The following is a 26,695-nucleotide window of genomic DNA, read 5'->3' as shown; positions in this document are numbered from 1 at the left end:
CTAAAATTACTTTTCTGACGGCTGCATCTTTTTTTCGCTGCCACTGAAGGCAGCCTCCGGCGGCCCGAACATCAACCGGCTTCGTTGCCATAATGTTAATCCCGGCTGCACAACGTCCCGCAACATCGCTTTCCACTCGTGAAAATTGAGCGTCAGGGGGTTGTGGCTGTATATCTGGGCGGGGATGCCGTAAACCGGGGCTGCCTGCTCTTCCACGAAGGTGCCGAATAGGCGGTCCCACACGATCAGGATGCCACCATAGTTACGATCAATGTATTCGCCGTTGCGGCCATGGTGGGCGCGATGGTGGGATGGCGTATTTAAAATCCACTCCAGCGGTCCCAACTTACCTACCGTCTGGGTGTGAATGAAGAACTGGTAGGCCAGGCTGATTCCGACGGCAAAAATCACGGTTTCCGGTGGAAACCCGATCAATACGATGGGTAACCAGAACAGCCACATACCGGTAATGGGGTAGGTAATACTCTGGCGGAAGGCGGTTGAGAGATTGAGCTTTTCAGAGGAGTGGTGCACCACGTGGGAGCACCAGAAAAACCGGATGCGGTGGTGCGCCCGATGAAACCAGTAGTAAAAAAAGTCCTGCACCACAAACAGCAACGCCACGCTCCAGGCATTGAAGGGAATATCCAGCAAGCGGATGTCAAAAAAGGCGTTGTAGACCAGGATCGTCAGCAGGGCCGCCAGCACGTCGCTGGCCTGGTAGAGGCCAGCGAGCGTCATGTTGCTTAGGGTGTCTGCCCATGTGTAGCTCGCGGACGGGCTGTGGGCCTTTTTGCGCAAGTGCCAGAATTCACCCGCTATGGCCAGAAAGAATGCCGGGGCGAGTGCCAGGGTTATCAGATGCGGGTTAAAGCCCAACAGGTCAGTCAGTGGCGTTGGCGTCATGGTTTGCTCTCAGAACAGGCTGATGGCAACCAGTATCGCATTCGTTGTGGCCATTTGGATTGACCGATCCCGACCAATTCTTTGACGAATCACGCCACTTTTTACCTCACGTCACCCTCTCCGGTCAGTGCAATTTCAACCGGGGATGCATGGCCCGACTAATGAGGTCCATCAGCCAGATCACCCCGGTCCTGAGAAAGCCATGTAACGCTACCTGGTGCATGCGGTACAGGGAGACGTAGAACAATCTGGCGACCTTGCCTTCGATATACATGCTGCGACCAGACAGGTTGCCCATCAGGTTGCCTACAGTGGTATACCGACTGAAGTTGATCAGGGAGCCGTGATCGTTATAGACAAATGCCACAAGTTCCTTGTTTTCCAACCTGTTGACCAGGGTTTTGAACAGTGTGTCGGCCTGTTGGTGAGCCGCCTGGGCCCGGGGTGGCACCGATTTGTCCGAGTCCGGCTGGGGGCACGCTGCGCAATCGCCGAAGGCGAAGACGTTTTCATCGCGGGTAGTCTGCAACGTCTGGTTCACTACGAGTTGATTACCCCAGTTGGTTTCAAGGTCACCGATCTCATGGAGGAAAGCTGGCGCTTTAATGCCAGCCGCCCAGATGGTCATGTCAGAGGGCAGCTCGGTTCCGTCTTTCATGATGACGCTTTGGGGTTTGATTTCGCTGACTGGCTGGCCGGTCAGAACCTGAACGTTCTGGTGTTCGAGCTCTTTCAGTGCGGCGGTCGACAGGCGGGTAGGCAGCGCTGGCAGTATTCTGTCTGCAGCTTCAATGACCCGGATCGTCACATCTGCGGGACGCAATTCGTTCATGCCGTAGACGGGTAATTCCCTGGAGGCCAGTCTCAACTCAGCAGCCAGTTCAACCCCGGTGGCCCCGGCCCCGATAATAGTGATCGGCAGTTCATGCGAAGCGCCCTGGTTGGCTTCGTGATTCTTGCGTAAAAAGGCGTTCAGCATCAGGTTGTGGAAGCGTCGTGCCTGGGCCAGGCTGTCGAGAAACAGGCAGTGTTCTTTGGCCCCGGGCGTGCCGAAATCGTTGGCGTTACTGCCGACGGCGATCACCAGTGTGTCGTAGCTGACATGACGTTCCGGCACGACTTCGTCACCGTCATTGTCGTAAAACGGTGCCAGAGTGATTTTCTGAGCCTCTCTATCGAGGTCACTCATGGAACCGAGCTGAAACTCGAAATGATGTTTGAGCGCATGAGCTCGAAAATTGACTTCGTTGCTGCTGGCGTCCAGTGAGCCTGCGGCCACTTCATGTAACAGGGGTTTCCAGACGTGGGTAAGTACCGCGTCGACCAGGGTAATCCGGGCCCTCTTTTTCTTACCGAGCTTGTTGCCAAGGCGAGTCACCAGTTCCAGGCCTCCGGCTCCGCCACCAACAACTACAATATGATGCAGGTTTTCCATAACACCGATCCCATTAAGTAAAGACAGGCAAACGCTCTGACACGCAGAACCCTTGGCTCTCTTTGCTTCATTCACTGGCGTGACAGTCGTAACTTTCCACCGGTCTCTATCGTAACGTGAAGGCTTTAGCTGGACAATGCGAGTTCGGCGTCAATACCGGGTGACTGGACAAGGTCGCAGGGTCCCTGTTAAAACCGGGGTAGAACTGAATTCGTAATGTCAGACACAAGCATTAACAAGGAGCCTGAGGTGAAACTAAGCGTAAAAGGTATTTCAGAGAACCAACCGATTCCGGAGACCTTCGCATTCGGTGTGTTTAATGCCGAAGACCACATGTGCTTTGGTCCAAACCGTAATCCCGAGATGGAATGGTCTGATGTTCCAGGTGGGACCAAGAGCTTTGTCATCATGATGTTCGATCCTGATGTGCCGAGCGTCGCTGACGACGTCAACCAGGAAGGCAAAACGGTTTCCAAAGACATTCCCAGAGTCGACTTCTTTCACTGGCTGCTGGTGGATATACCCGCGAATATTACCCGGATACCAGAGGGCGAGGACAGCGACGGGGTAATGCCGAAAGGTAAAGCACACGGTGAAGGACCGCTCGGACTCCGCGGTGTCAACAATTACACCCAGTTCCTGGCCGGTAATCCGGACATGGCGGGTACCTATGCCGGCCATGACGGCCCCTGCCCACCCTGGAATGATGAAATCATTCATCATTATCATTACGAAGTCCATGCGCTGGACGTTGCCTCACTGGGACTTACCGGTGAGTTCGATGGTGCTGCAGTGCGGGAAGCGATGTCGGGTCATGTTCTGGACAGCGCCCGGGTAACCGGCACCTATACCCTGAATCCGGCGCTGAGATGATCGCCGATAGCCAGGATCGCGGTTGAAACCGCTCCTACAGAGGGCCCTAGATTCTGGGGGTTGGTAGGAGCGACTTCAGTCGCGAAGAAGGCTATCGCCAGCACCTCAGTATCAGTGATGCAAAATCTGCTTCAGGAACTGCTGGGTCCGCGCCTCCTGGGGATTTGTGAAGAACTCCTCCGGTGGCGCTACTTCCACAATTTCGCCCTCATCCATGAAAATCACCCGATCCGCTACGGTTTTGGCGAAGCCCATTTCGTGGGTGACACAAATCATGGTCATGCCGCTGCCTGCCAACTCAATCATGACGTCCAGCACTTCCTTGATCATCTCAGGGTCCAGCGCCGATGTAGGCTCGTCAAACAGCATGATTTTTGGCTTCATGCACAGCGCCCGGGCAATGGCAACCCGCTGTTGCTGACCACCTGAGAGCTGGCCTGGGTACTTGTTTGCCTGTTCTGGAATCTTGACCCGCTCCAGATATTCCATAGCACTAGCTTCGGCTTCGCGCTTGGGCACCTTGCGCACCCAGAGTGGCGCCAGACAGCAGTTCTCCAACACGGTCAGGTGGGGAAACAGATTAAAGTGCTGGAACACCATGCCGACTTCCTTGCGCACCGTGTCGATCTGTTTCAAGTCGTCGGTGAGCTCGACGTTATCGACGATAATCTGGCCACGCTGATGTTCCTCCAACCGATTGATGCAACGGATAAAAGTGGATTTACCCGAGCCCGAAGGCCCGCAGATGACGATGCGTTCGCCTTCCTTCACATCCAGATTGAGGCCTTTGAGCACATGAAAGGTGCCATACCATTTGTGCATGTCCGCGACCTTGATGACGGTCCTGTCAGCATGCTTGGCAGATTGTACCGGGGAGGTGCGTGTGTCCTCCGGGGTTTGTGCAATAGTTTGTTCAGTCATGGTGATGTCCCGTCAGGATTTATGACCAGTGTCGAGTTTTCGTTCAAGGTTCTGGCTGTAACGGGACATGCCGAAGCAGAATACCCAGAAACAGAAGGCCACGAAGACATAGCCTTCGGTGGTGACGTTACGCCAGGCCGGATCAGTGATCGTTGATTGGACGGCCCCCAGAATATCAAACAGGCCAATGATGAGAACCAGTGTGGTGTCCTTGAACAACGAAATGAACGTGTTCACGATACCGGGAATTACCATTGTCAGGGCCTGGGGCAATACCACCAGCCCGGTTTTGCGCCAGTAGCCCAGACCCAGGGCGCTGGCGGCTTCGTACTGGCCTTTCGGTATCGCTTGCAAGCCACCCCGTATCACTTCTGCCATGTAGGCTGACTGCCAGAGAATGATCCCGATCAACGCCCGCATCAGCTTTTCAAAGTTGACTCCATCAGGCAGGAAAAGGGGCAGCATTACTGAAGCCATAAACAGCACGGTGATCAACGGTACTGCTCGCCATACTTCGATGAAAACCACGCAAAGACCACGGATGATAGGCATCTCCGAACGACGGCCAAGCGCCAGTACGGTACCGATGGGCAATGCTGCGAGAATGCCCACGTAGGCCAGAATCAACGTCAGCATCAGGCCGCCCCATCGGCTGCTCTGGACTTCTTCCAGACCGAACCAGCCGCCGGGGATCAGGATGTAGCCGATCAGCGGCAGACCGGTCAGCCCGAATACCCCGAACCACTTGCGGCCCGGAAAGCGCTCGATGAACTGGGGGGCGAAGGCCACGGCCAACAACCCGAACATGATATCGACGCGCCACTGCAGGGCATCGGGGTAAAATCCGTAGATAAAGAAGTTAAGCCGCTGGCCAATGAACAGCCAGCAAGCGCCCTCGCCACTGCAATCAGCGGCCGTTTCACCGGTGAAGGTGGCTTCAAGAAACACCCAGTTCAGCAGCGGCCCGACACTGGTAACCACCAGATAGGCAGCGACCAGTGTCAGAACGATGTTGTACCAGGTGGAAAACAGGTTTTTACGCACCCAGCCAATCACGCCGATTTCCTGCCGGGGCGGTAATTCCGATGGAAGGCTCATCATCGCTCCTGCAGCGCTACGGCGCGGTTGTAGATGTTCATAAGAACAGAAATGATCAGGCTGATGGTGAGATAGACGGCCATGGTGATGGCCACTACTTCGACCGCCTGCCCGGTCTGGTTCAGGGTCGTCCCCATGAACACCGATACCAGGTCCGGATAACCAATAGCAGTCGCCAGTGAAGAGTTTTTCACCAGGTTAAGGTATTGGCTGGTCAGCGGCGGAATGATGACCCGCATGGCCTGGGGAATGACTACCAGGCGCAGTGTCAGGTTTGAGCGCAAGCCGAGAGCGCTGGCCGCCTCGGTCTGACCATGACTGACGGCCAGAATGCCGGACCGGACGATCTCGGCAATGAAGCTCGCAGTATAGAGCGACAAGGCAATCCAGAGCGCTGCCAGTTCCGGCAGAATCGAGGCGCCGCCAGTAAAGTTAAAACCGGTCAGGGAGGGCATTTCCCATACCAGTGGGCCGCCGGTCAGAGCAAACACCAGCACGGGCAGCGCGACGATCAGTCCCAGCCCGACCCGGAACGCGGGAAATAACTGGCCGGTTTTGAGCTGGCGTTTCTTCGCCCACCGATGAATCACTACCGTCGCCACGATACCGGCGATCAGAGCCGCCATTACCCAGCCAAAGCCGGGTTCTGTCACAGCCGTCGGGAAGTAGAGGCCGCGGTTGCTGAGAAACAGCATGTCAGCTACATCAATACTCTGGCGCGGGCTCGGAAGATGTTGCAGGACCGCAAAGTACCAGAAGAAAATTTGCAGTAGCAGCGGAATATTGCGGATGGTTTCAACGTACACCAGCGCCAGTTTTGCAATCAGCCAGTTACTGGAGAGTCGTGCCACACCCACGATAAAGCCTATGATCGTTGCAGCCACAACACCCATGGCCGAGACCAGCAAAGTATTGAGCAGACCCACCCAGAAGGTGCGACCGTAGGTCATGGTGGAATCGTAGGGGATCAGGCTCATGATGATGCCAAACCCCGAGGTCTGATCCAGGAAGCCGAAACCGGTGCTGATACCGCGGCTTTCCATATTGCTCAGGGTGTTCTGGAACAGTGTCCAGCCAAACCAGAAGACAGCCGCGAGGGCGACGGTCTGAAATACAATCGTCCGTATCCTGGGGTCATTCCAGGGTTTGGGACGCGTGCGTGCAGGAGTCATATTCGATTCGTTCATGGAGAAACCCGGAATACGCCCTTGATCAGGGGCAACTGAACTTCAAACATCCCGGCCACCTCTGTGGCCGGGATGTCGTGGCTATCGGGTTAACGTACCGGGGGCGCGTACATGATGCCGCCGTCGTTCCACAGTGCGTTCAGACCACGATCGAGCCCAAGCGGGGTGTCTGGTCCAACGTTACGGTCATACATTTCGCCGTAGTTACCAACGGTCTCGATGATCCGGAAGCCAAAGTCAGCCGGCAAGCCAAGTTTCTCACCCATATCCCCTGTGGTACCCAGCAGACGCTGAATCTCAGGGTTGTCGGAAGATTTCATTTCCGAGACGTTATCCTGGGTGATACCCAGTTCTTCGGCGTTAATTTGAGTGAAGAGTGCCCATTTGACAATGTTGAACCATTGGTCATCGCCTTGACGAACAACCGGGCCAAGAGGTTCCTTGGAAATAATGTTTGGCAGGATAACCGCGCTGCTAGGATCTTCCAGTTTGCTGCGCAAGGCCGCCAGTTGGGAGCGGTCGGACGTCAGAACGTCGCAACGGCCAGCAGCGAAACCGCTGACAGTCTGCTCGGAGGTATCAAACACCAGCGGGTTGAATTTCATGCCCTTGGTACGGAAGTAGTCTGCCAGGTTCAACTCAGTGGTCGTTCCGGCCTGGATACAGACGGTTGCGCCGTCCAGCTGTTCTGCGTCGTCTACGCCGAGTTCTTTTCTAACCAGAAAGCCCTGGCCGTCGTAGTAGTTGGTACCGGTGAAGTTGAGGCCCAATGAAGCATCGCGGGTCAGGGTCCAGGTAGTGTTGCGGGACAGAACATCGATTTCGCCAGACTGCAACGCCGTAAAGCGTTCTTTTGCTGTCAACGGTGTGAATTCGACCTTCTCAGCACTGCCAAAAACCGCAGCCGCGACTGCGCGGCAGGTATCGACGTCGATACCGGTCCAATTACCCTTTTCATCGGGCTGAGAAAAGCCCGGTAAACCGCTGGTAACGCCACACTGCAAATGCCCCCTTGATTTAACATCTTGCAGGGTTGCAGCCAGTGCATTGCCTGTCATCAGGGTGCCAGCCAGTGTTACCGCGACAGCGACGAGTGAGAGTTGTTTCTTCATTATGGTAAGTCTCCGAAGTTTCGGTTAGGTACACAGCCACTGCGTCTTAGCAAGGCGTAAGCCAGGCTGCATAACATACTGATTATTATTGGAATAAAGTTTTCTCTCTGAAAGTGTCCGTTCAAGCTCATGCACCTTTTTCACAAAATTGACCTTGATTCGTGCATTCAGGCCGGAATTTGGTGCATTGTCTGTGTACGCAACCTCAGAGGCAGAGCGTGCCTTTCATAAGGACTTCGCTTTTATACTAGTCGATGTATTTACAAATGCTCACAATCTACGACTTAAGTAGATTGTGGCCCGTGCCATAATTGTGCTGGTACGCCGATAATGGGCCCAACGACCGCAAATAAAGCCTATTTATGAATCTGAGTCATTACATCCAGAGCATCCGACGGGGCGAGCCCATCAATTATCACGGCTTCGTCAGGCACCTCCCTGCGACTCTCCGGAAGCATCATCAGGGACTGTTCAGCACTGAAAAAGTAGCCGCCAACCGCTGGCGGGTCACCTGTCTCGAAGCCGGGCTACTGGATCAGCTCGAGGCGGGCTCAGTAATTCCCCAGAACCGTGCCGAGGCGACTTTACTTGGTGACTCCCACCGCTATCAGACCGATACCTCCTTCGTGCTGGTCTATCACAGTGCCCTGGTTGACTGCCGCCCTGCGGTGATCGTTTTGACGGAAGGCGAACAACTGCAGGATTTCGCTGCCAAACCCAACGTCCTGCTGATAGAAAACGAGCAGAACTTTGCGCGGCCGGAGGCAATGCTGGCCTTCGCCTCCCATTGCTTCGGCAAAGTGTTCAGCCTTGAGAATACCGACGTCGTGCTTGCTGGCGGCAATCGTATCGTGCGTTCGCTGAATGTCAGTTGGTTAGGTCAGTACAGCCAGGTTTTGTGTGCGTTCGATTATGATCTGGGCGGTTTACGAATATACTCGTCCCTACGCAACAGGCTGGGCAACGGCGTCGTCTTGGTTCAGCCACCGAAGTGGCAGATTCACCATCGTCTGTTTAGGATGAAGCCTAAAACAACAGAGCGCGCCGTTCAGGCCATCGAGCTGGCGCTTCAGCTCGGGTTTGAGGACCTGGCCAAGACATTTCGCGAGACTGGCCATTTTATGGAGCAGGAAATGATTCTGGAACACGCAGATTTATATGGAGAATCAGAGTGAGCCTTGATCAGTTTGGATTTCGTATACGGCGCCTGGTGCTGGTCGATTCCGCAGGTTTTTGCTACGTGGAAATTCCGGTCGACGAGCATGCCGTCATCCTCGGAACCGGTAACCTTGGCAAGTCCAGCCTGCTGAATTCCCTGCGCCTGTTCTTGCTGCCCGAGGGCAATTTCCGCAACAGTCGCAAGAAGTTCTCTTTTCGCAATGCCAGTGCTGGCAGCTTCTATTCCAACGAAGAGAGCTACCAGCATTACTTTCCGGGCCAGTACAGCTTTTTGATTATGGAAGCAGAAAACCCCGCCGGTGTGCACTGCCAGATTCTCTACCGGGACCGCTCCAGTGATCTGAGTTATGGACGGATGTTTGTGCCCGCGACCTATGACGATCTTCGCCCGCTGTTCTGGAGCGCGGAGCAGGATGAAGATGGTATTGGCCATGCGATCTCCGGTTTGTCGGTCACAAAAGTGGCGGAGGCGGTCAAAAAGCTGTCTCGCAACGTCGTGGTCACCAGTGATCCCCACAAACTCAAGACCATGCTTTACAGCAGCGACCTAATGTCGCCGGATGCAGTGCGCTATTCGGTATTGCCGCTAGCGGACGGCGATGAGCGCAAGGTTCAGTCCCTGCGCACCCTCATCCTTTTACTTTTCGAGATGAAAGCGGACGACCGCGCAATGGCCGAGGCGGTCGCCAGTATCATCGAGGCGGACAAGAAATTTGCCGACGACGCCTTCGATTTCGACATCGACCAGTTCCTGTTGCGCCACGAAGAGTTGAAATCCCAGGATGAGCGCCTCACCCGCATCGAAAAGGAGCGGCCCCGATTCGATAAGCTGAGCCAGTCCTACCGACGCCATCAGGAAATGGCTAACAGCCAGGGCGATTTTGCCGCCTTCCGTGATGGCCTGGCGATGGCATTGGAACAGTCCCGGGAGGTCCACCAGCAGGCAAACAACGCCCGGGCAGACATCCGGGAAACCGCCCGTCATTCCGAGCGGCAGGTAAAAGGCCTGGACGATCAACTCAAAGAACTGAACGGAGAGCTCAAAACCCACAACCGAGGCCTCGTCAAGGCTGAGGACGACCAGCGCCGTGGGGAGTTGATGATGGCCCGCTACGCCGGTATGAGCCCGGAGGATATTCGCAGCATTCTCACCGAAGAGCTGGACGCATCGGAGTCCCAGTTGCGGGCCCTGCAGAACGCCGCTCAGGCCCAGGTCCAGAAGCAGCGGCTGAACGATCAGATCAGCGCGATTGACCGTCAACTGAAGCAGGTAATTGATCGCCAGCAGCGTCAGAAGTGGCAATTGCACCGGCAGTTGGACGAATCCATGGTGGCGCCTTTGCAGGCGCTGGATTCGCGTCTTGTACTGGCGAGCCCGGGCCAGGCGTTGGACGCGAAAACTACCGCGACCATTGAGGCCTTCGCCGAACTGTTTACGCCCGCCGCTGAAGTATTTGAATGGTTTGATACTGAGTTCAAACGCCAGCCATTGCATCAGGAGGATCTTGAGTCTCAGCGCCAGAAGTGTTCTGGGGATCGCCGAGACCTTCAACGTCGTCTTGATGAGTTGGTCGACGGTGACAATGAAGCCCTGGACCGTCCCCGAAAAATCGCTGATACCGAAAAAGAAGTGACCGCCGCCAGGCAGGATCTGGAACTACTGGAGCGCCTGCCCGCGGCCCGGATCAACAGCCAGGATGCCGAAGCCGGTATCCGTGATTGCGAGAAAGTTAAAGCTGAGACCGAGAGCGCGCTGGCGCTGGAGCGGGAACGGTTGGAAGCGGTGCAGGAAAAACTGGCCAGGGCCGACGCCGAATTACGCCGGGTCACCGAGCGGGAGAACGAGTTTATCCAGCTCAATAAATCCGTCGGCTCGTTGCAGCATCGCATTCCGGTACTCGCTGCGGCGGTCGCGACGGCTGCGCTGCCGCCGGAGGCGCTAACGGTGGTAGCGCTGGACGATATTGCACGCCAATTGGACGAGCTCACAGAGCTGCGGCAATCGATCCTGAATCACCTCCGGCATTTCGAGCGGGAAGGCATTCTGGAAGATCGTGAAGGCCAGCTACAGCACGACAGCCCCATCGCTGCCGTGATCAGAGAAAGCTTCCAGCGCCTCGACCAGGTATTTGCGGAACTGACCGAACAGGAGCAGTTATTGCGGGGGCAGATCACCGCCCACAATGAGACCGTGGCGAGTTACCGGCAGGCTTTGAAGGCCAACAGCGAGCATATCCGGCGTTTTGAGAACCAGCTCAATAGCGAGCTTGAGGGCGTTACCATCAACGACCTGGTGGAAATTCGGGTGGATATTCACACCGATCCGAAATTCCGTAATCTGGTAGAAGAGTCCGAGGGCATTGATCCTTACTCTGACCAGCTTCAGTCCGATGCTTTCTATGACCGGCTGCGGGTGTTTGTGGCGGAATTCTTCAGTGACCAGTCCCAGGGCTACCGGCTGACCATGGACAAGGTCATTACCGGTGTCTCCTATCGCACCCGTAAACAGGACAGCACTGGCCTCGATACCAAGGGTCAGTCTACCTCCACCACCGCCCTGATCAACCTTGAACTGGTACACAGGCTATTGCGCCGGGTGCTGTATCCGGGCGTGCATCTGTCGTTCCCGATGGTGCTGGATGAGTTGGCGAGTGTGGATGTGAGCCAGATGCCTTCGCTGCTGGAGCGCCTCAAGGGCCAGGGTTTCAATCTGTTTGCCGCCGCTACGCACAGCGCCAGCCCGGAAGTGATTTACCAGGTCGGCCGACATCTGGAAGTGGGCCAGATGCGAACCGCCCGTCCCTACGACAGCCGACGTACGCTGGTGTTCTGGGGCGGTGCCGAGGGCTTTGCCCGCAACGGCACTCAGAACTGGCTCGACCACTCCCAGTCCGGTCTCTGGGATAACGCTCATGAGCACGAGCCGGCAGACGAGCACCCATGAGCAAGCGCTTCAGCACCCTTGAGACCACTCGCATCCTGTTCGAGCATCCCAAGGTAATGTTCCGGATGATCGAGCGCATGGACGCTGGTGACACCCGCTATGTGTTGGAAAGTGATCTGGTCCACTCCGTGCTGGATTACGCCAGCGGACTGCGCAAAGCCGAGCAGGAAAGGCTGCGTAGGGCGTTCAGCAGCGATAATCTGTTTCGCAGCGGCATGGTGATTGATATTGATAAGGTAGCGGGGGAACGTCGCCTGGTATTCCAGGATGCCTTGCTGGGATTGATGCGCGCCTGTAACGCGTCGCTCTATCAGGAGTTGACCGACGCCCGACTGCGGTCCTATCTGGTGACCCTGCGGGATGTTCGGGACCGACTCACCGAGAGCACCTTCAATGAGGCCGACCCGGATTTCACCGAGCTCCGGGAAGACCTGAACGAGCGTATCAGCCAACTGATCGGCGTTTTGCGCCAGAATATTTTCCGCATGCAGACCATCAGCGCCGAACTGGCGGATTTGTCTGGTGAGGCCAGCCGCGGCAATGAAGCGTTTGGCGAGTTTCGCCAGAATCTGTTTGAACAGATCACCACTCTGTATGAGCGTCACATCAAACCGACGTTGGTGTTCCTGAATCCGGACTCCCGGCTGGCGGACGGTGTTAACCTGTTTGGCACCCTGCAGGGCATTCGGGAACTGCTCGAGCGTAACGACCAACAAATCACGGCGGACCAGATATTTCGGGCCGCCCTGAGCCTGAACGCCATGCACCGGCCGATCCAGAAAGTCGCGGTCGAGGTAGACCACTTCCTGCGAAAAACCCGTGTCGGAATGGTCCAGTACAACGCCATGGAGCATCACTTTCAGCACCTGCGCGATCTGTTGGAGGAAACCCGCACTCAGGACCTGCGCAAAACCCGCCTCGACGGCCGCGAATTTGTCCGCAGCACGGCCTGGTTGTCAGGCCTCAAGGGGCATTGGCGGCCCAGGCAATACGCCTTTGGCCAGTCGGAGAGCTATTATCACTTGCTGTTCTCAGAACTCACTCTACGGCTGAATGATCTGAAACGGCAGCACGAAGCGCCGATGTTGCCGGAACTGGCGGCCCAGACCAAGGGTACAGCCATGGACATACAGCGGGTGGAGACGCTGTTCCGCTGGGTCGACTCCCTGGAGCTGCGGCCGACGACGGATCTGGTGCTGGAGCTGCATGGACGTCTCGAGGGCTTTATCAGCGGTTACCGCTTCCCGGACTTGCTGGCGGCGATGAACCGCCTCTCCCATGCCGATCTCGCTCCCCTGACTCTGGTAACCACGAACCGCTTCCGCCAGTTGGGGCCAGATAACGACGAGCAATATATTTACCGCAAACGCAGGCTACAGCATGCAGAATGACGCGCACCCGAAGATCGGGGAAGAACGCAACGGCTTTGAAGGTATCCTGCCACGGGATTCTGCCGCCCTCTATCGGGAACTGGTGGCGGGCCGGGTTATCCTCCGGGAATCCTACAATTCACACCGGGCGGAACTGGAAGACAACCGTTTGTACAATCTGGTCTATAACCACCTCAGTCACTTTCGCCGGTTGTATGAGCATCTTGGATTTGAGCTGGTCTTCAGCGAGCAGGGTGCGTTCTTCTACATTCGTGAGGACACCGACGATGAGAGTGAAGAACACGATGAAAATGCCTTCCGGGTGCAGGTGATTCTGCTGATCATTGGGCGCTATTTCGCCCGTACCGGGCGGGATCTGGAGTACCTGGGCCGTGCGGATGCCGGTCTGAAAGAGGACGATCTCAACGCCATCGGTGCAGATGAGGAATATCAGGATATTCTTCGCGCCGCGCGGCTGGAGAAAGGTCTGCAGGGCGCGCTGGACTACTTGCTAAGTCGGAACTTCCTGTTCAAGTCCGGGGCCAGCCGCTATTTCCTGAGCTCCGCTGGCATGTACTTCCTGCGATCACTGGTGCAGGAATACGAAAGCCGCTGACTTTCGTGATTGACTTCAGTTACTTTTCATCCGATACAACTTTATTTGCCTCTTTATTTGTCTCGCCATCGTACAAAGCCCGAAAGGGCTTTTGTCACGATTTCATAAAGTTTGCCTCTGGCCTGTAACCTTCCGGCGTGTCATGTGTCTATCATGCACTGGTCGACAAACTCATCCGTTCAGGTGAATTAATGAATCACAAAAAACTGGTCATCGTTGCGCTCATTGCTGTTCTGGTTGGCGTTTTTATAGCGTTTGATGGCCCTGGTCTGCTGACGCTTGAAAATCTTCAGCGTCACCAGGCAGATCTCAGCCAATGGATCAACAACAACACCACGACTGCTATCCTCGGTTTCGTACTGATCTATGTGGCGGTCACCGCCCTGTCTCTGCCGGGCGCCACCATCATGACCCTGGCTGGCGGCGCATTTTTTGGCAATATCTATGGCCTGATGGCAGTGTCAGTGGCCTCTACACTGGGTGCATCGCTGGCATTTCTGGTGGCCCGCTTCCTGCTCCGGGACACCCTGAGACGCCGCTACGGCGAAACGGTTGCCCGCATGGACAAAGGTATTGAGAAAGATGGCGCCTTCTACCTCGCCACCCTGCGTCTGGTGCCGGTATTTCCGTTCTTTCTGATCAACCTCACCATGGGCCTGACCAGCATGAAACTGCTGACGTATATGGCGGTGAGCTGGGCTGCGATGCTGCCGGGAACCTTCGTCTATGTGAACGCGGGCACCCAACTGGCTCAGATCGACTCCGTGGGTGATATCGCCTCTCCGGGTTTGCTGTTGTCGTTCGTCCTGCTGGGTCTGTTCCCACTGATCGCCAAGTTTGTAGTGGGCTTTCTCCGGCGTCGCAAAGTCTATAAGGGCTTCGATAAGCCGGATTCGTTTGACTACAACCTGTTGGTGATCGGCGGTGGCTCCGCCGGGCTGGTGTCGGCCTATATTGCGGCGGCGGTAAAAGCCAAAGTCGCGCTGATCGAAAAGCACAAGATGGGCGGCGACTGCCTTAATACCGGTTGCGTGCCATCCAAAGCGCTGATCCGGTCGGCAAAGGCGGCCGACACATTGCGCCATGCCGATCGGTATGGATTGGAGTCGGTTCCGGTCAAGGGTTCCTTCGCAACCATCATGGGCCGGGTCAAACGCATCATTGCAGAAATCGAGCCTCATGATTCGCCAGAGCGTTATCGCAAACTGGGGGTTGATTGCCTCTTTGGGGAGGCTCGTTTCATCTCACCGTGGGAGCTTGAGGTGCAGGGCAACGACGGCACTACCCAGCGGTTGACGGCCAGAAGTATCGTCATCGCCACCGGTGGTAAACCTGCGGTGCCGCCGATCCCTGGCCTGGCGGATATGGAACCGCTGACCTCGGAGAACCTGTGGTCGCTGGAGCAGCAGCCGGAACGGTTACTGATTCTGGGGGGCGGCCCGATTGGCTCCGAACTGGCCGAGGCTTTCGCGCGGCTGGGCTCGAAGGTAACCCAGGTGGAAATGTTCGACCGGCTGCTCGCGAAAGAGGACGACGAGGTATCGGCTCTGGTGCTCGAGCAATTCCAGCGTGAGGGTATCGATGTACGGCTTGATCATAAGGCCGCGGAATTCAGCACTGAGGATGGCGAGAAGGTCGTTTACTGTGAGCATAAAGGAGAACGCGTGCGTATTGCTTTCGACCAGGTGCTGGTTGCCGTCGGCCGCAGTGGCAACACTCAGGGCCTGGGATTGGACGTATTAGGCATTGAGCCGGAACGAAACGGTACCTTGATGGTCGAAGACGACCTCAGCGTCAGGTACCCCAATATTTTTGCCTGCGGCGATGTGGCCGGGCCGTATCAGTTCACCCACGCAGCGGCCCACCAGGCCTGGTACGCAGCGGTGAACGGGCTATTCGGGCAGTTCAAGCGCTTCAAGGTGGATTATCGGGTCATGCCCTGGGTCACGTTTACCTCGCCGGAAGTAGCGCGGGTTGGGCTGAGTGAGGCCGAAGCGAAAGCCAAAGGCGTGTCGTATGAGGTCACCCGTTACGGTCTGGATGACCTGGACCGGGCTATTACGGAAAGCGAAAACCAGGGCTTTATCAAAGTGTTAACGCCCCCGGGCAAGGACAAAATTCTTGGGGCGGTGGTGGTGGGATCTCACGCTGGCGAGATACTGGCAGAGTTCACCCTGGCGATGAAGCACGGCCTGGGTATGAACAAGATTCTGGGAACGATTCACCCCTATCCGACCTGGAACGAGTCGGCCAAATACGCCGCTGGGGAATGGAAGCGGGCTCATGCCCCCCAGGGCATCCTGAAGTTACTGGAGAAGCTCCACGGCTGGCGCCGGCGGGGTAAAGGCCGCACTCAGAAAGCTGAAATTGCAGAACAACGCCGGTGATAGCGATCAGTTTTGATACACCCAGAACACAACGGAGTAAGTATGGCGGTAAATGACAGCACGGCACGCAGAATCCCGGTGGCGGAAGTCATCGCTCCCCGTGCGCGAGACAGCTGGACCCACACCCGCAATGGAGACCCTCGTGGCTACATTGATGCGGACCGGCTCAAGGAACTGTGGATCCACACGGGCACCGCCTGCAATCTGGCCTGTCCGTTCTGCCTGGAAGGTTCACATCCGGGGGATGGGCGCATTCCAGGCATGAAGCTGAGTGACGTGAAGCCGTTTATCCACGAAGCCCTGGCTATGGGCGTCGAGCAGTTTTCGTTCACCGGCGGTGAGCCTTTCGTGATCAAGGATTTCGTTAATATCCTGAATTACGCCAGTCAGCACCGGCCCTGTTTCGTGTTGACCAACGCCACCGACCCGCTGCTCAAGCGCACCCATCAGGTAGCGCCGCTGTTGAACAATCCCTATCCGATTCACTTCCGGGTCAGCCTTGATTATCCCGATGCGGTCCGCCACGACGTCGACCGTGGTGAAGGCAGTTTCGCAAAGGCCCTGGAAGGCATTCGCTGGTTGCATGAGCAGGGCTTCAAAGTCTCCATCGCCCGTCAAACGGATGAAAACGAAGTGGTTGCCGAGGTTGAAGCCTCGTTCCGGGCGATTTTCCGTGAGTGGGACATCCCTGAATATCTGGCCTTCACTTCGTTCCCGGATCTCGGCACACCGGGGTCGGAAGACGGCAGCCCGGAAATCACCGAAAACTGCATGGAAAAATATCCCACCAGGGCGACCCGATCACACTTCATGTGTACCTATACTCGCATGTTGGTGAAAAAAGGCGACCAGGTTCGGGTTTATGCCTGCACGTTGGTGGACGATGATCCGGAGTACGATCTCGGCGGGACACTGACGGAAAGCATGGACGAGCGAATCATGTTGCGACATCACCGGTGCTTTTCCTGCTACCGGTTTGGGGCGAGTTGTTCGGCGCCTGGCTGAACTGGGTTGGCTTCAGGTTGGGAGATAGCGAATTGCGAGGTGAGGCGTTTGCAAACACGCCCGTAAATACGTCCCTGTAGGGCTCGTGTGCAGCCATCCTTGGCTGCACACGGTTTCCAAACGCATCACCGCACACTTCGCCTCGAACTTTTAGGGCGTCTCTGCCGCCGGAAGAAGGGGGTTGGAAAGAGCTTTTTCAGACTGTCGGAGGCCATGGATGGCCGGAGATCAAGCGCACAGGGAGGTGCTTGTAGCGTGTCTGGAAAAGCTCTTTTCAATCCCCTTCATGGCACCAAGCATGATTTACGACCGTTCTGGATTAAATACGAGGGAGAACAAAACAGCATGTCATTCACTGAAGCCAGCCTGTTCTGGGGATTCCTGCTGGTCTATGGCATCGTCATGTATGCGTTGTCGCCGCGCAGCAAGAACCCGGCTTCGTTTTACAAAGGCGCCGATGACCACGGTAACCCGGTCGGTCAGTGGTCACTCACCGCCAGCATTTTTATCAGTTGGATTTTTGCCAAGTCGGTTACCAACGCCGCCAACCTCGGTGAGGCCTATGGTGTTGTGGGCGGCCTTGCCTACGCCACCTACTGGCTGTCGATCCCGGTCGCCGGTTACGTTATCTACCTGATCCGCACCCAGACCGGGGCGACCAGCCTGCAGGAATTCATTACCTCCCGGTTCGGTCGGCTGGCGTCTCTCTCTTTCGCCGCCGCTATTCTCATTCGCCTGTATAACGAAGTCTGGAGCAACACTGCTGTGGTGGGCGGCTACTTCGGCTTACCCGGTGACTGGGAGTACTACACCGCCGCCATGTTGTTCACCTTCTTTACCCTCGCCTACAGTCTGAAAGGTGGATTGCGCAGCTCCATCTTCACCGATGTCATTCAGTCGGTGGTGTTTGTGTTTTTCATCGGCGCTGTTCTATTTCTGATTATTCCGGCCAACGATCCGGCGACTTTGCTGACCACGGGCGAGTTCCGACTCAATGCTGGCATGGACCTGCTGTTGGTCGCCGGGCTGCAGATATTCAGTTACCCCTTCCACGACCCCGTCATGACCGACCGCGGCTTTGTGAATAAGGAAAAAGCCATGCTCAAGAGCTTTGTGGTGGCGGGTTTGCTAGGCTTTGTCGCGGTGTTTACGTTCAGCCTGGTGGGCGTTCACGCGCAACTGAACGGAATCGATGCTGCGGGCAATGCACCGGCGGCGGTAGGGCAGGCGTTGGGACTGACCGCGCTGTTTTTTATGAGCGTGATCATGATGACCTCGGCAGGTTCTACGCTGGACTCCACGTTTTCTTCTCTGGCCAAATCCCTGGCCGTCGACTTGCCGAAACTCGTCAGGCGCACGGCGGAGCGGTTGCCGAGTATGCGGGTGGGGGCCACAGTGATGATCATATTCTCGATTCTCGGCAACCTGCCCATGTTTGCCGGAACCGACATTTTGAAAGCCACGACTATTTCCGGCACCATGGTAATGGGGCTGGCGCCAGTGTTCCTGTTCTACGGGTTCACCCGCTGGTCGCCCTGGAGTTTCCATCTCAGCTTCTGGACCGGCCTTGGTCTTGGTCTGTTACTGGCGACCGGCCTGATACCGGCAAGCTGGGCGATTGGCGACGGCGCTTACGGTACGCTGTTGGGCGTCAATGCCTATGGTTTTCTGATCTGCACTGCTGGCTTTTTTGCACCCCTGGCGTTACGACGGCTGACCGGTCGCGCCGACGCCATTAGTGAGCTTTCCTGATGAGCAGCGAAGGCCGCAGTTGTCCCATTCATTACCGCTACACCCCGGAATCGCTTTGCCAGGCACCGGAAACACTCACCGAGGACGTGCTCTATGTCATCGGTGGCCTCTATGGGAACACGCTTGCCCTTGATGAGATCGAAGCCATGGCGGCGGCAGAGGAGGCCGAAGGGCGACGGGTAAAGCTGCTGTTTAACGGTGACTTTAACTGGTTTAACGCCAGCGATGAGCTGTTCAGCGAGGTAAACCAGCGGGTGCTGCGCCACGATGCCATGCTGGGCAACGTCGAGTATGAGCTTGCGCATCCGAGTAACGGTGCAGGTTGCGGTTGTGCCTATCCTGAGTTCGTCGCTAGCGACGTGGTGTCACGGTCGAACCGGATCATGGCGCGACTGCAGGCGGTAGCTGACCGGCATAGCGACATCCAGGCGCAATTGGCGGGTCTTGCCCGTTTTCGCTGCATGATCTTTGGTGGCCTAAAGGTTTTGATTCTGCATGGTGACCCAGAGTCCCTGGCGGGCTGGGGGCTGTCTTACGAATCATTTGCTCAAGGTAATAACGATCAACTGGCGGCCTGGTTCCGGGCGACCGGGGCGGACATTATGCTGTGTACCCACACCTGTCTGCCCCTGATCTGGCAGGGCGTGGTTGATGGCAGGCCCCGTCAGGTACTGAATAACGGCTCTGCCGGTATGGGCAATCTGATGTCAGACAGCCGTGGCCTTATCGCGCGGCTCAGCACCACCAAGCCCTTCAACGCGCCGGTGGCGGGCATTATCACTGGGCGGACACAGCTTTCGCTGATGCCGGTCAGGTTTGATCAGCAAGCCTGGCGCGCCCAGTTCGATGCATTATGGCCAGCCGGGTCTGACGCGGAACTGTCCTATCGGGCGCGCATTGTCTCCGGTACAGACCTGAGCACCGAGGCGTTGTATTTTAGCGCTGGCGTATCCGCCTGAGAGGGTTATTATTACTAACAGGTTTGCCTCGTTTTGCTGTCCTGAACAAACGCCTCGATTTGATTTTTATTTTGAGCTCTATATAATTTAATTCCTAAATTTTGACGCGAACCAACCAAAACATGACAGATAAAGGCTCGGAAACCACCGCCATCAACCTCAGAAAACCTCACAAGGATGATGGCTACAGACTTCACCAACTGGTCGCAGAATGCCCCCCGCTGGACCCCAATTCAATTTACTGCAACCTCCTGCAGTGCAGTCATTTTGCCGAAACCGGCGTGGCCGCGGAGAAAGAGGGCGATCTGGTCGGCTTCATCTCCGGCTATATCCCTCCCGAGCAGCCTGAAACCGTTTTCGTGTGGCAAGTGGCGGTCCACGAGAAAGGCCGTGGTCAGGGCCTGGCCAAACGAATGCTGAAAGCCATCGTGGCCCGGGACGCCTGTAAAAGTGTGACCCACATGGAAACGACGATTACCGAGGACAACGATGCTTCCTGGGCGTTGTTCCGTTCATTTGCCCGTGACATGGGCGCCGAGCTGACGTACCACGAGCATTTTGAGAAAGGCACCCACTTCGGTGGTCATCACGATTCCGAATTTTTGCTGAGAATCGGGCCTTTCACCAAGCCGTTACCTCGAACCTGACATGCTAATAGGCAAGACTATGGAATTTCTGAAATCGACTGAATCTGCGGTTCGCGTTTATTCACGTGCATTCCCGGTGGTTTTCAATCGGGCCAAGAACGCCCATCTGTTCACTACAGACGGTAAAGAGTATCTGGATTTTCTCGCCGGTGCCGGCTCACTGAACTACGGGCATAACAACGATGTGTTGAAGAAAGCGCTGCTGGAATACATCGAAAACGACGGCGTCAGCCAGGGTCTGGATCTCTGGACCACCGCCAAGCAGGATTTTATGCAGGCTTACCAGGACGTTATCCTGAAGCCCCGCGGTCTGGACTATAAAATGCAGTTCACCGGGCCGACCGGCACCAACTGTGTTGAAGCGGCTTTAAAGCTGGCACGCAAGGTCAAAGGCCGTGATGGCATTATTTCGTTCACTAACGGTTTCCACGGTGTATCCCTAGGCGCGGTCGCCACCACCGGTAACAAGAACCATCGTGGCGGTGCGGGTGTACCGCTGAGCAGTGTCGAATTCATGCCTTATTGCGGCTACTACGGCAAAGATGTCGACACCATCAAAATGATGGACAAGCTGCTGAGTGATAATTCGTCGGGGACAGATCTGCCCGCCGCCGTTATCGTGGAAGCCGTCCAGGGCGAGGGCGGTCTGAATGCCGCCAGCATCGACTGGCTGAAAGGCCTTGAGAAACTCTGCCGCAAGCATGACATTCTGATGATTCTGGACGATATTCAGGCCGGTAATGGCCGGTCTGGTGATTTCTTCAGTTTCGAGGCGGCCGGTATTGTTCCGGATATCGTCACAGTATCCAAATCGTTGAGCGGGTATGGTCTGCCGATGGCGTTGGTGCTGCTTAAACCGGAACTGGATATCTGGAATCCGGGTGAGCACAATGGCACCTTCCGTGGTAACAATATGGCCTTTATTACGGCTAAAACGGCCATTGAAACTTATTGGAAAGACGATACCTTTGTTAATGAGGTGCGCCAGAAAGGCGACATTCTGGGCAAGCGCCTGAAAGCGATCTGCGACCAGTATGGTCCAAACCAGTTCCGCCTCAAGGGCCGTGGCATGATGCGTGGTATCGCCTGCAGCAGTGGCGAACTGGCCGACAAGATTACCAGCCTGGCGTTTGAGAAAGGGCTGATCATTGAGACAGCTGGCCCGGAGGACGAAGTTGTCAAATGCCTGATGCCATTGACGATCAGCGAAGGTGACCTGAACAAGGGGCTGGATGTGCTGACTGAATGTGTCAATGAAGTGATGAAAGCGGAACTTAGCAAGGCGTCTTGAAAGAGGCTTTTACAGAGAGGCGCCTTCCGGCCGGGAAGCCCATGGTTGGGCGTCTCTCCATGATGAATTCCCGGCGTTTAATTCATAACGCGACCAAAGACAGGATTATGAGTAGCCAACAGCACACAGTAGAGAAAATCGGCGGAACCTCGATGAGCAACTTCGAAGCCATCCGTGACAACATTGTTTGGGGTGAGCGCGACAAAAGCGAGCTCTACAACCGGATCTTCGTAGTGTCTGCCTACGGCGGCGTGACCGACGAGCTCCTGGAGCACAAAAAGACCGGCGAGCCCGGCGTTTATGCCCTTTTCGCCGATGCAGAGTCTGACTGGGCCTGGGGCGACGACCTTACCAAACTGGTCAAATTTCTCACCGAACTGAATGCTGAACTGTTTGAAGACCAGATGCTGCGCCAGCAGGCGGACCAGTTCATCATGGATCGCGTAGAAGGCGTTCGTGGCTGTCTGATTGATCTCCAACGTCTGTGCTCCTACGGCCAGTTCCAATTGGAAGAGCATCTGCTGACCGTGCGGGAAATGCTGGCAGGTATCGGCGAAGCCCACAGTGCTTTCAATACCTCGCTGAAGTTGCAGCACGAAGGCATCAATGCCCGGTTTGTGGACCTGACCGGCTGGCGTGATCACGAGCTGCTACCGCTGGATGAAAAGCTCAAACAGGCATTTTCAACCATTGATCTGACTCGTGAACTGCCTATTGTGACCGGCTACGCCCAGTGTAAAGAAGGCCTGATGCGGACCTTTGACCGCGGTTATAGCGAGATGACTTTCAGTCGGATTGCGGTGATAACCGAGGCCCGTGAAGCGGTTATCCACAAGGAGTATCACCTGAGCTCCGCGGACCCTCGTATTGTCGGCGAAGACAAGGTTGTCCCCATTGGCAGGACCAATTATGACGTTGCTGACCAGCTCGCAAACCTGGGAATGGAGGCTATCCATCCCCGTGCTGCAAAGGGCCTTCGTCAGAACGATATTCCACTGCGGGTGAAAAACACCTTTGAGCCCGAGCATACCGGTACGCTGATTACCCGTGACTACGTCAGCGAAAAGCCTCAGGTCGAGATCATTGCAGGCCATAAGGGCGTTTTCGCTATCGAGGTGTTCGATCAGGACATGCAGGGTGAGCCTGGATGCGACCGTCGAATTCTGGACGTCTTGACGCGCTTCAAGGTGCGGTTTATCACCAAGGATACCAACGCCAACACCATTACCCATTACGTTGACAGCACGCTGAAGCACGTCAAACGGGTGGTAAAGGTACTGCAGGAAGAGTTCCCGAACGGCGAAATCAGCACCCGGAAAGTCGCACTTGTATCAGCGATAGGCAGTGATATGCATGTGCCGGGCATTCTGGCGAAAACCGTGCAGGCCCTGGCGGATGAAGACATCAGTGTTCTGGCTATCCACCAGTGCCTGCGCCAGGTCGATATGCAGTTCGTCATTGACGAATCACACTACAAGAAAGCGATCGCCAAGCTTCACCAGACACTGATTGAGCCCTACAACCACGGATATGCCATCGTGGCCGCCTGAGGGAAGCCATCTTACCTCCTGATCGGGGCGTCGACTGCAACAATGCGGGCGCGCCCGATTCCTTCCGGTTTTTCCTGCAAGCCTTATCACGACCGCCTCTTGCGGCTTTTACTAACGCCTGATTGCCGATCCACGTGCTCGTTTGGTTCGTACTTCAAGTATCCAAATCCAGACCGGACTAAATGCCATGACAGAACCTAATCGGCAGGTCACGCCCACGGCCGTAGTGTCACAAGGTGAGCCCGAAACGTTGGTCGGCCACTACTTCAAGGACGCGTCCCGCCATGCATTACTGACCGAAAAGGGCGAGCGCGCACTTAGCCGTCGTCTCAGCTTTTGCCTGGACATTCTCGCTGAGATTCAGGGGCTGGACGCTGATGTGCCAAGGACCATTCGCGATGTTGTCGGACAGTGTTCAGAAACGGAGCTACTCACGTTGCGAGCCAAGCGCGCCCTTCGCCTGGTGAAGGCGAGCCGGGAACTGCTGATTCAGAGCAATCTGCGGCTGGCGGTTCACATTGCCCGCCGCCATTCAAACCGTGGCTTGTCGATGTCAGACCTGATACAGGACGGCAATGTCGGCCTGATAAAGGCAGTAGAACGGTTTGATCCCAGCAAGGGCTTCCGTTTCTCGACCTATGCCTACTGGTGGATCAGTGAGGAGGTCAAACGCTGCCTCAAACGGGGCCAGAGGGTGGTTCGCACACCGGACCACATCGTTGATGAGATTCGGGCCCTGCAGGCCATCACCTTAAGACTGCACCGGAAGCTTGGCCGGACGCCTCGCCAGAGTGAACTGGCTCACGAGCTTGAAATATCCCCGAGCCGGGTGAATGAGCTGGTGGTTTATGGCGGCGCGGAGATTTCCACCGATGCTCCCACCACCGAGGATGGCAACGTCATGCTCGGTGACGCGCTGACTCTCGGTGACCAGGAAGCGCCCGAACAAGCGCTGGTGCCCCGTGACCGCCGCAGGTTACTGGAAAGTATTCTGGAAGAACTGAATCCCCGGGAGCAGTCAGTGCTGAGCCGTCGCTTCGGCCTTGATCGTCGGGAACCGGATACCTTGCAAGTGATTTCCGACGATATGGGCATCAGTCGGGAGCGGGTCCGTCAGATTGAGAAAGGTGCACTGGCCAAGCTGCAGGCCAAGTATGGTGATATGGGCGAGATGGTCGGTAATTAACAACCATCCAGCCAGTTGAAAGCCGACAGATTTGCCAACTCTTTATAGGGTTCCGTTCAATGTGGACCGACGTATAAATACGTTGGGATTCAGGCGGTGGCGGAGAGAAACCAGCCAGCGACAACCACTTGTGCGATGACGGCGACACTGGTGAGAACCAGACGCAACTTCTGGTACCAGCGTGGCCAGTAGAGATGCATCCAGTGCACATCCACGATATACAGGACAATGTACGCAAGCGGATAAAGCATGATTTGCCAGCTAAAGGGCAGTAGCAGAGCCACGCCCGCAGTGACAAAGAAAAACTGGCTGATCAGCATGGTTGAGAGGGGAGACAGCGGATAGCAACGATCTTCCAGTTGCATGGCAATGGGCCAGTAGACGCCTGCCATAAAGGCCAGAATGCCTGCGCTGTAGACGTAGAAATACTTCATCAGCCAGACGCTGTGTTCCGGCCAACAGAACAGCGAGCCCGCACCAAATATGAACGGTAACAAGCCCAACAGGCCAATGGCAATGGCCAATCTGGCAACTGCGATCATGTCCCCTGCCCCTGGATGCGTATGCGCATGGGTTGAATGTCGCTGCGCTCCATCCCGATCATTTTATGGTAAGCAGAAGGATGGACAATATCCGTGCGGCCAAACTCAAAGGCACCCAACGTATCCTGGACTTCCCAACTGCTGCGAAACAGCAGCGTCTTCCGATCATGGTCGGACAGCACCACCATGTCACCGTCAATGTGTAATCGTGCCATATAGCGCTGGCCTTCCAGCGACATGATCTCGAGCAGATCAATAAACGTGGTCTCCCTTGCTCGTAGCTCTGATAATGTGATTCTCACCGTACTGCACTCCGGGTATCGGGTATGAGAGGCAATACGACGAAGGGCGATATCAAGATCAACGGGGCCGGGCTAATTTGAGTTAACCCAAGCCCGTCCCAACCCAGGTTTTGCGGGATTTAACTCAAAGAGCGACAGTCAACGTGCTGAGGACAATACACCAGGTGATCATTCACCATGCCGGTAGCCTGCATGAAGGCGTAAACAATGGTAGGCCCGACAAAGTTGAAGCCCTGCTTGCGAAGCGCTTTGGACATCGCTTCTGCTTGAGGCGTATGCACTGGTACTTCCGCAAAGGTGCGCCAATGGTTCTGGACCGGCTTGCCGTCAACAAAGCTCCACAGGAACTCGCTGAATGACTGGCCTTGTTCCTTCAACGTCAGATAGCCGCGAGCGTTTTTGATGATCGATTCTATTTTGAGGCGATTGCGGATAATACCGGGGTTCTGCAGCAGGGTGGAGATCCGGTCGCTGTCGTACCGGACGATCTTTTCCGGATCAAAGCAGTCGTAGGCTTCCCGGTAGCTGCGTTGCTTTCTGAGAATGGTAATCCAGCTCAGCCCCGCTTGCTGGCCGTCCAGACAAAGTTTTTCGAATAATGCCAGGTCGTCGTATTCCGGCCGCCCCCAGACTTCATCATGATAGGCCACGTAAAGCGGATCGGTGCCGCACCAGGGGCAGCGCTCCGGCGCTTCTTTGATATCAGTCATGGGCATCCTTGTTTAGGGTTGAAGCCTCTGGATGAGCCAGCCTTGCTCCTGCCGGAGGTATTCAAACCGGTCATGGAGCCGGCTTGGGCGCCCCTGCCAGAATTCGATACGGCGAGGGGTTACCCGGTAGCCACCCCAGAAAGAGGGCAGAGGCACTTCGCCGTCGCCGAATTTGCGTTTAATTTCCGCCACTTTCTGTTCCAGCAGACCACGGGAGGTGATGACCTGGCTCTGGGCTGACACCCAGGCACCGATTTGACTGCCACGGGGCCTGGAGGCGAAATAGCGCAGTGATTCACTCTTGCTGACTTTGTCGACACTGCCCTGAACAATCACTTGCCGGTTAAGCCCGATCCATGGAAATAGCAAAGCGGCGTTGGGATTGTCCGCCAGCTCTGTAGCTTTGCGACTGCCATAATTGGTATAGAACACAAAACCCTGATCATCGAAATACTTTAGCAGTACGGTGCGGATATCAGGCCTGCCGTCACGATCACTGGTAGCAAGGGACATAGCATTGGGCTCGAGAATGCCAGCCGTTCGGGCATCAGTAAACCATTGCTCGAACTGCTGGACGGGATTGGCGTTGAGATCGTCACGATCCAGGCCGTCGCTTTCAAAGTCTCGACGCATGTCACCTATATCCATCAGAACGGTCCTGATTTTAAGAGTCGGGTTAAAAGACTGGTTATTCGTTGGTGGCACCAAAGCCTTACGCTGGAC

At 55.9% G+C, this 26,695-nt stretch carries 23 protein-coding genes; 13 read left to right on the top strand and 10 right to left on the bottom strand.

Features of this window, described 5'->3' with window-relative positions; translation table 11 throughout:
• Positions 1 to 6: 6 nt before the first annotated feature.
• Together WEB64_RS04675 and WEB64_RS04670 are read right to left on the bottom strand one after the other, a co-directional pair.
• Positions 7 to 906: a sterol desaturase family protein gene (locus WEB64_RS04675; RefSeq protein ID WP_368057537.1), complete on the bottom strand. Its 900-nt coding sequence runs from the start codon at positions 904 to 906 to the stop codon at positions 7 to 9.
• A 124-nt stretch (positions 907 to 1,030) separates the two neighbouring features.
• Entirely contained in the window at positions 1,031 to 2,341 is a 1,311-nt protein-coding gene (locus WEB64_RS04670; RefSeq protein ID WP_368057535.1) for an NAD(P)/FAD-dependent oxidoreductase, read from the bottom strand.
• A gap of 249 nt (positions 2,342 to 2,590) precedes the next feature.
• Here WEB64_RS04670 and WEB64_RS04665 point away from each other — a divergent pair, with 249 nt between their 5' ends.
• Positions 2,591 to 3,214, top strand: a complete 624-nt coding sequence (locus WEB64_RS04665) for a YbhB/YbcL family Raf kinase inhibitor-like protein (RefSeq protein ID WP_368057533.1) — start codon at positions 2,591 to 2,593, stop codon at positions 3,212 to 3,214.
• A gap of 111 nt (positions 3,215 to 3,325) precedes the next feature.
• On the opposite strand, the gene WEB64_RS04660 is transcribed toward WEB64_RS04665, so the two are convergent.
• The 4 genes from WEB64_RS04660 to WEB64_RS04645 form a co-directional block, all read right to left on the bottom strand.
• Positions 3,326 to 4,135 (bottom strand): amino acid ABC transporter ATP-binding protein, encoded by an 810-nt coding sequence (locus WEB64_RS04660; RefSeq protein WP_368057531.1) that lies wholly within the window; start codon positions 4,133 to 4,135, stop codon positions 3,326 to 3,328.
• Positions 4,136 to 4,147: 12 nt separating this feature from the next.
• A complete protein-coding gene (locus tag WEB64_RS04655) occupies positions 4,148 to 5,233 on the bottom strand; it encodes an amino acid ABC transporter permease (protein ID WP_368057529.1) in 1,086 nt (361 codons plus the stop codon).
• Complete coding sequence (locus tag WEB64_RS04650) at positions 5,233 to 6,420, bottom strand: amino acid ABC transporter permease (RefSeq protein WP_368057527.1); 1,188 nt, start codon at positions 6,418 to 6,420, stop codon at positions 5,233 to 5,235. Before WEB64_RS04650 ends, WEB64_RS04655 begins: the two co-directional genes overlap by 1 nt.
• A gap of 89 nt (positions 6,421 to 6,509) precedes the next feature.
• Positions 6,510 to 7,532, bottom strand: coding sequence for an amino acid ABC transporter substrate-binding protein (locus WEB64_RS04645; protein ID WP_368057525.1), 1,023 nt, complete (start codon positions 7,530 to 7,532; stop codon positions 6,510 to 6,512).
• A gap of 362 nt (positions 7,533 to 7,894) precedes the next feature.
• Between WEB64_RS04645 and WEB64_RS04640 the strand changes: the two genes are divergently transcribed.
• From WEB64_RS04640 to WEB64_RS04585, 12 genes are all read left to right on the top strand, one after another.
• Complete coding sequence (locus WEB64_RS04640; protein WP_368057523.1) at positions 7,895 to 8,707, top strand: hypothetical protein; 813 nt, start codon at positions 7,895 to 7,897, stop codon at positions 8,705 to 8,707.
• Positions 8,704 to 11,655: a hypothetical protein gene (locus WEB64_RS04635; RefSeq protein ID WP_368057521.1), complete on the top strand. Its 2,952-nt coding sequence runs from the start codon at positions 8,704 to 8,706 to the stop codon at positions 11,653 to 11,655. The genes WEB64_RS04640 and WEB64_RS04635 overlap by 4 nt, the downstream gene beginning before the upstream one ends.
• Entirely contained in the window at positions 11,652 to 13,046 is a 1,395-nt protein-coding gene (locus WEB64_RS04630) for a hypothetical protein (protein WP_368057519.1), read from the top strand. Before WEB64_RS04635 ends, WEB64_RS04630 begins: the two co-directional genes overlap by 4 nt.
• Positions 13,036 to 13,641: a hypothetical protein gene (locus tag WEB64_RS04625; protein ID WP_368057517.1), complete on the top strand. Its 606-nt coding sequence runs from the start codon at positions 13,036 to 13,038 to the stop codon at positions 13,639 to 13,641. Before WEB64_RS04630 ends, WEB64_RS04625 begins: the two co-directional genes overlap by 11 nt.
• Positions 13,642 to 13,832: 191 nt before the next feature.
• The gene (locus WEB64_RS04620) at positions 13,833 to 16,028 is read left to right on the top strand and encodes an FAD-dependent oxidoreductase (protein WP_368057515.1); all 2,196 of its coding nucleotides are present in this window, start codon (positions 13,833 to 13,835) and stop codon (positions 16,026 to 16,028) included.
• A 42-nt stretch (positions 16,029 to 16,070) separates the two neighbouring features.
• Positions 16,071 to 17,033, top strand: a complete 963-nt coding sequence (locus tag WEB64_RS04615) for a radical SAM protein (protein ID WP_368057513.1) — start codon at positions 16,071 to 16,073, stop codon at positions 17,031 to 17,033.
• 345 nt (positions 17,034 to 17,378) lie between these two features.
• Positions 17,379 to 18,785, top strand: a complete 1,407-nt coding sequence (locus WEB64_RS04610) for a sodium:solute symporter (RefSeq protein ID WP_368057511.1) — start codon at positions 17,379 to 17,381, stop codon at positions 18,783 to 18,785.
• Positions 18,785 to 19,744, top strand: a complete 960-nt coding sequence (locus WEB64_RS04605) for a hypothetical protein (protein ID WP_368057509.1) — start codon at positions 18,785 to 18,787, stop codon at positions 19,742 to 19,744. Before WEB64_RS04610 ends, WEB64_RS04605 begins: the two co-directional genes overlap by 1 nt.
• A gap of 122 nt (positions 19,745 to 19,866) precedes the next feature.
• Positions 19,867 to 20,391 carry a diaminobutyrate acetyltransferase gene (ectA, locus tag WEB64_RS04600; protein ID WP_368057507.1) on the top strand — a complete coding sequence of 175 codons (525 nt, stop codon included), beginning with the start codon at positions 19,867 to 19,869 and terminating at the stop codon, positions 20,389 to 20,391.
• 19 nt (positions 20,392 to 20,410) lie between these two features.
• A complete protein-coding gene (ectB, locus tag WEB64_RS04595; protein ID WP_368057505.1) occupies positions 20,411 to 21,682 on the top strand; it encodes a diaminobutyrate--2-oxoglutarate transaminase in 1,272 nt (423 codons plus the stop codon).
• A 107-nt stretch (positions 21,683 to 21,789) separates the two neighbouring features.
• Complete coding sequence (locus WEB64_RS04590; RefSeq protein ID WP_368057503.1) at positions 21,790 to 23,232, top strand: aspartate kinase; 1,443 nt, start codon at positions 21,790 to 21,792, stop codon at positions 23,230 to 23,232.
• 187 nt (positions 23,233 to 23,419) lie between these two features.
• The gene (locus tag WEB64_RS04585; protein ID WP_368057501.1) at positions 23,420 to 24,418 is read left to right on the top strand and encodes an RNA polymerase sigma factor RpoD/SigA; all 999 of its coding nucleotides are present in this window, start codon (positions 23,420 to 23,422) and stop codon (positions 24,416 to 24,418) included.
• Between the two features lie 89 nt (positions 24,419 to 24,507).
• On the opposite strand, the gene WEB64_RS04580 is transcribed toward WEB64_RS04585, so the two are convergent.
• The 4 genes from WEB64_RS04580 to pdxH all read right to left on the bottom strand — a co-directional run bounded on the left by WEB64_RS04580 (position 24,508) and on the right by pdxH (position 26,620).
• On the bottom strand, positions 24,508 to 24,960 hold the full coding sequence (locus tag WEB64_RS04580; protein ID WP_368057499.1) for a DUF3429 domain-containing protein: 453 nt from the start codon (positions 24,958 to 24,960) through the stop codon (positions 24,508 to 24,510).
• Positions 24,957 to 25,262: a DUF6482 family protein gene (locus tag WEB64_RS04575; RefSeq protein ID WP_368057497.1), complete on the bottom strand. Its 306-nt coding sequence runs from the start codon at positions 25,260 to 25,262 to the stop codon at positions 24,957 to 24,959. The genes WEB64_RS04580 and WEB64_RS04575 overlap by 4 nt, the downstream gene beginning before the upstream one ends.
• 119 nt (positions 25,263 to 25,381) lie before the next feature.
• A complete protein-coding gene (locus tag WEB64_RS04570) occupies positions 25,382 to 25,972 on the bottom strand; it encodes a DNA-3-methyladenine glycosylase I (RefSeq protein ID WP_368057495.1) in 591 nt (196 codons plus the stop codon).
• A gap of 12 nt (positions 25,973 to 25,984) precedes the next feature.
• Positions 25,985 to 26,620, bottom strand: coding sequence for a pyridoxamine 5'-phosphate oxidase (gene pdxH, locus WEB64_RS04565; RefSeq protein WP_368057493.1), 636 nt, complete (start codon positions 26,618 to 26,620; stop codon positions 25,985 to 25,987).
• Between the last annotated feature and the right edge of the window lie 75 nt (positions 26,621 to 26,695).

The sequence above is a fragment of the Marinobacter sp. genome, from assembly GCF_040882185.1.
GTDB lineage: Bacteria > Pseudomonadota > Gammaproteobacteria > Pseudomonadales > Oleiphilaceae > Marinobacter.
This window is presented reverse-complemented; position numbering and strand designations above follow the sequence as displayed.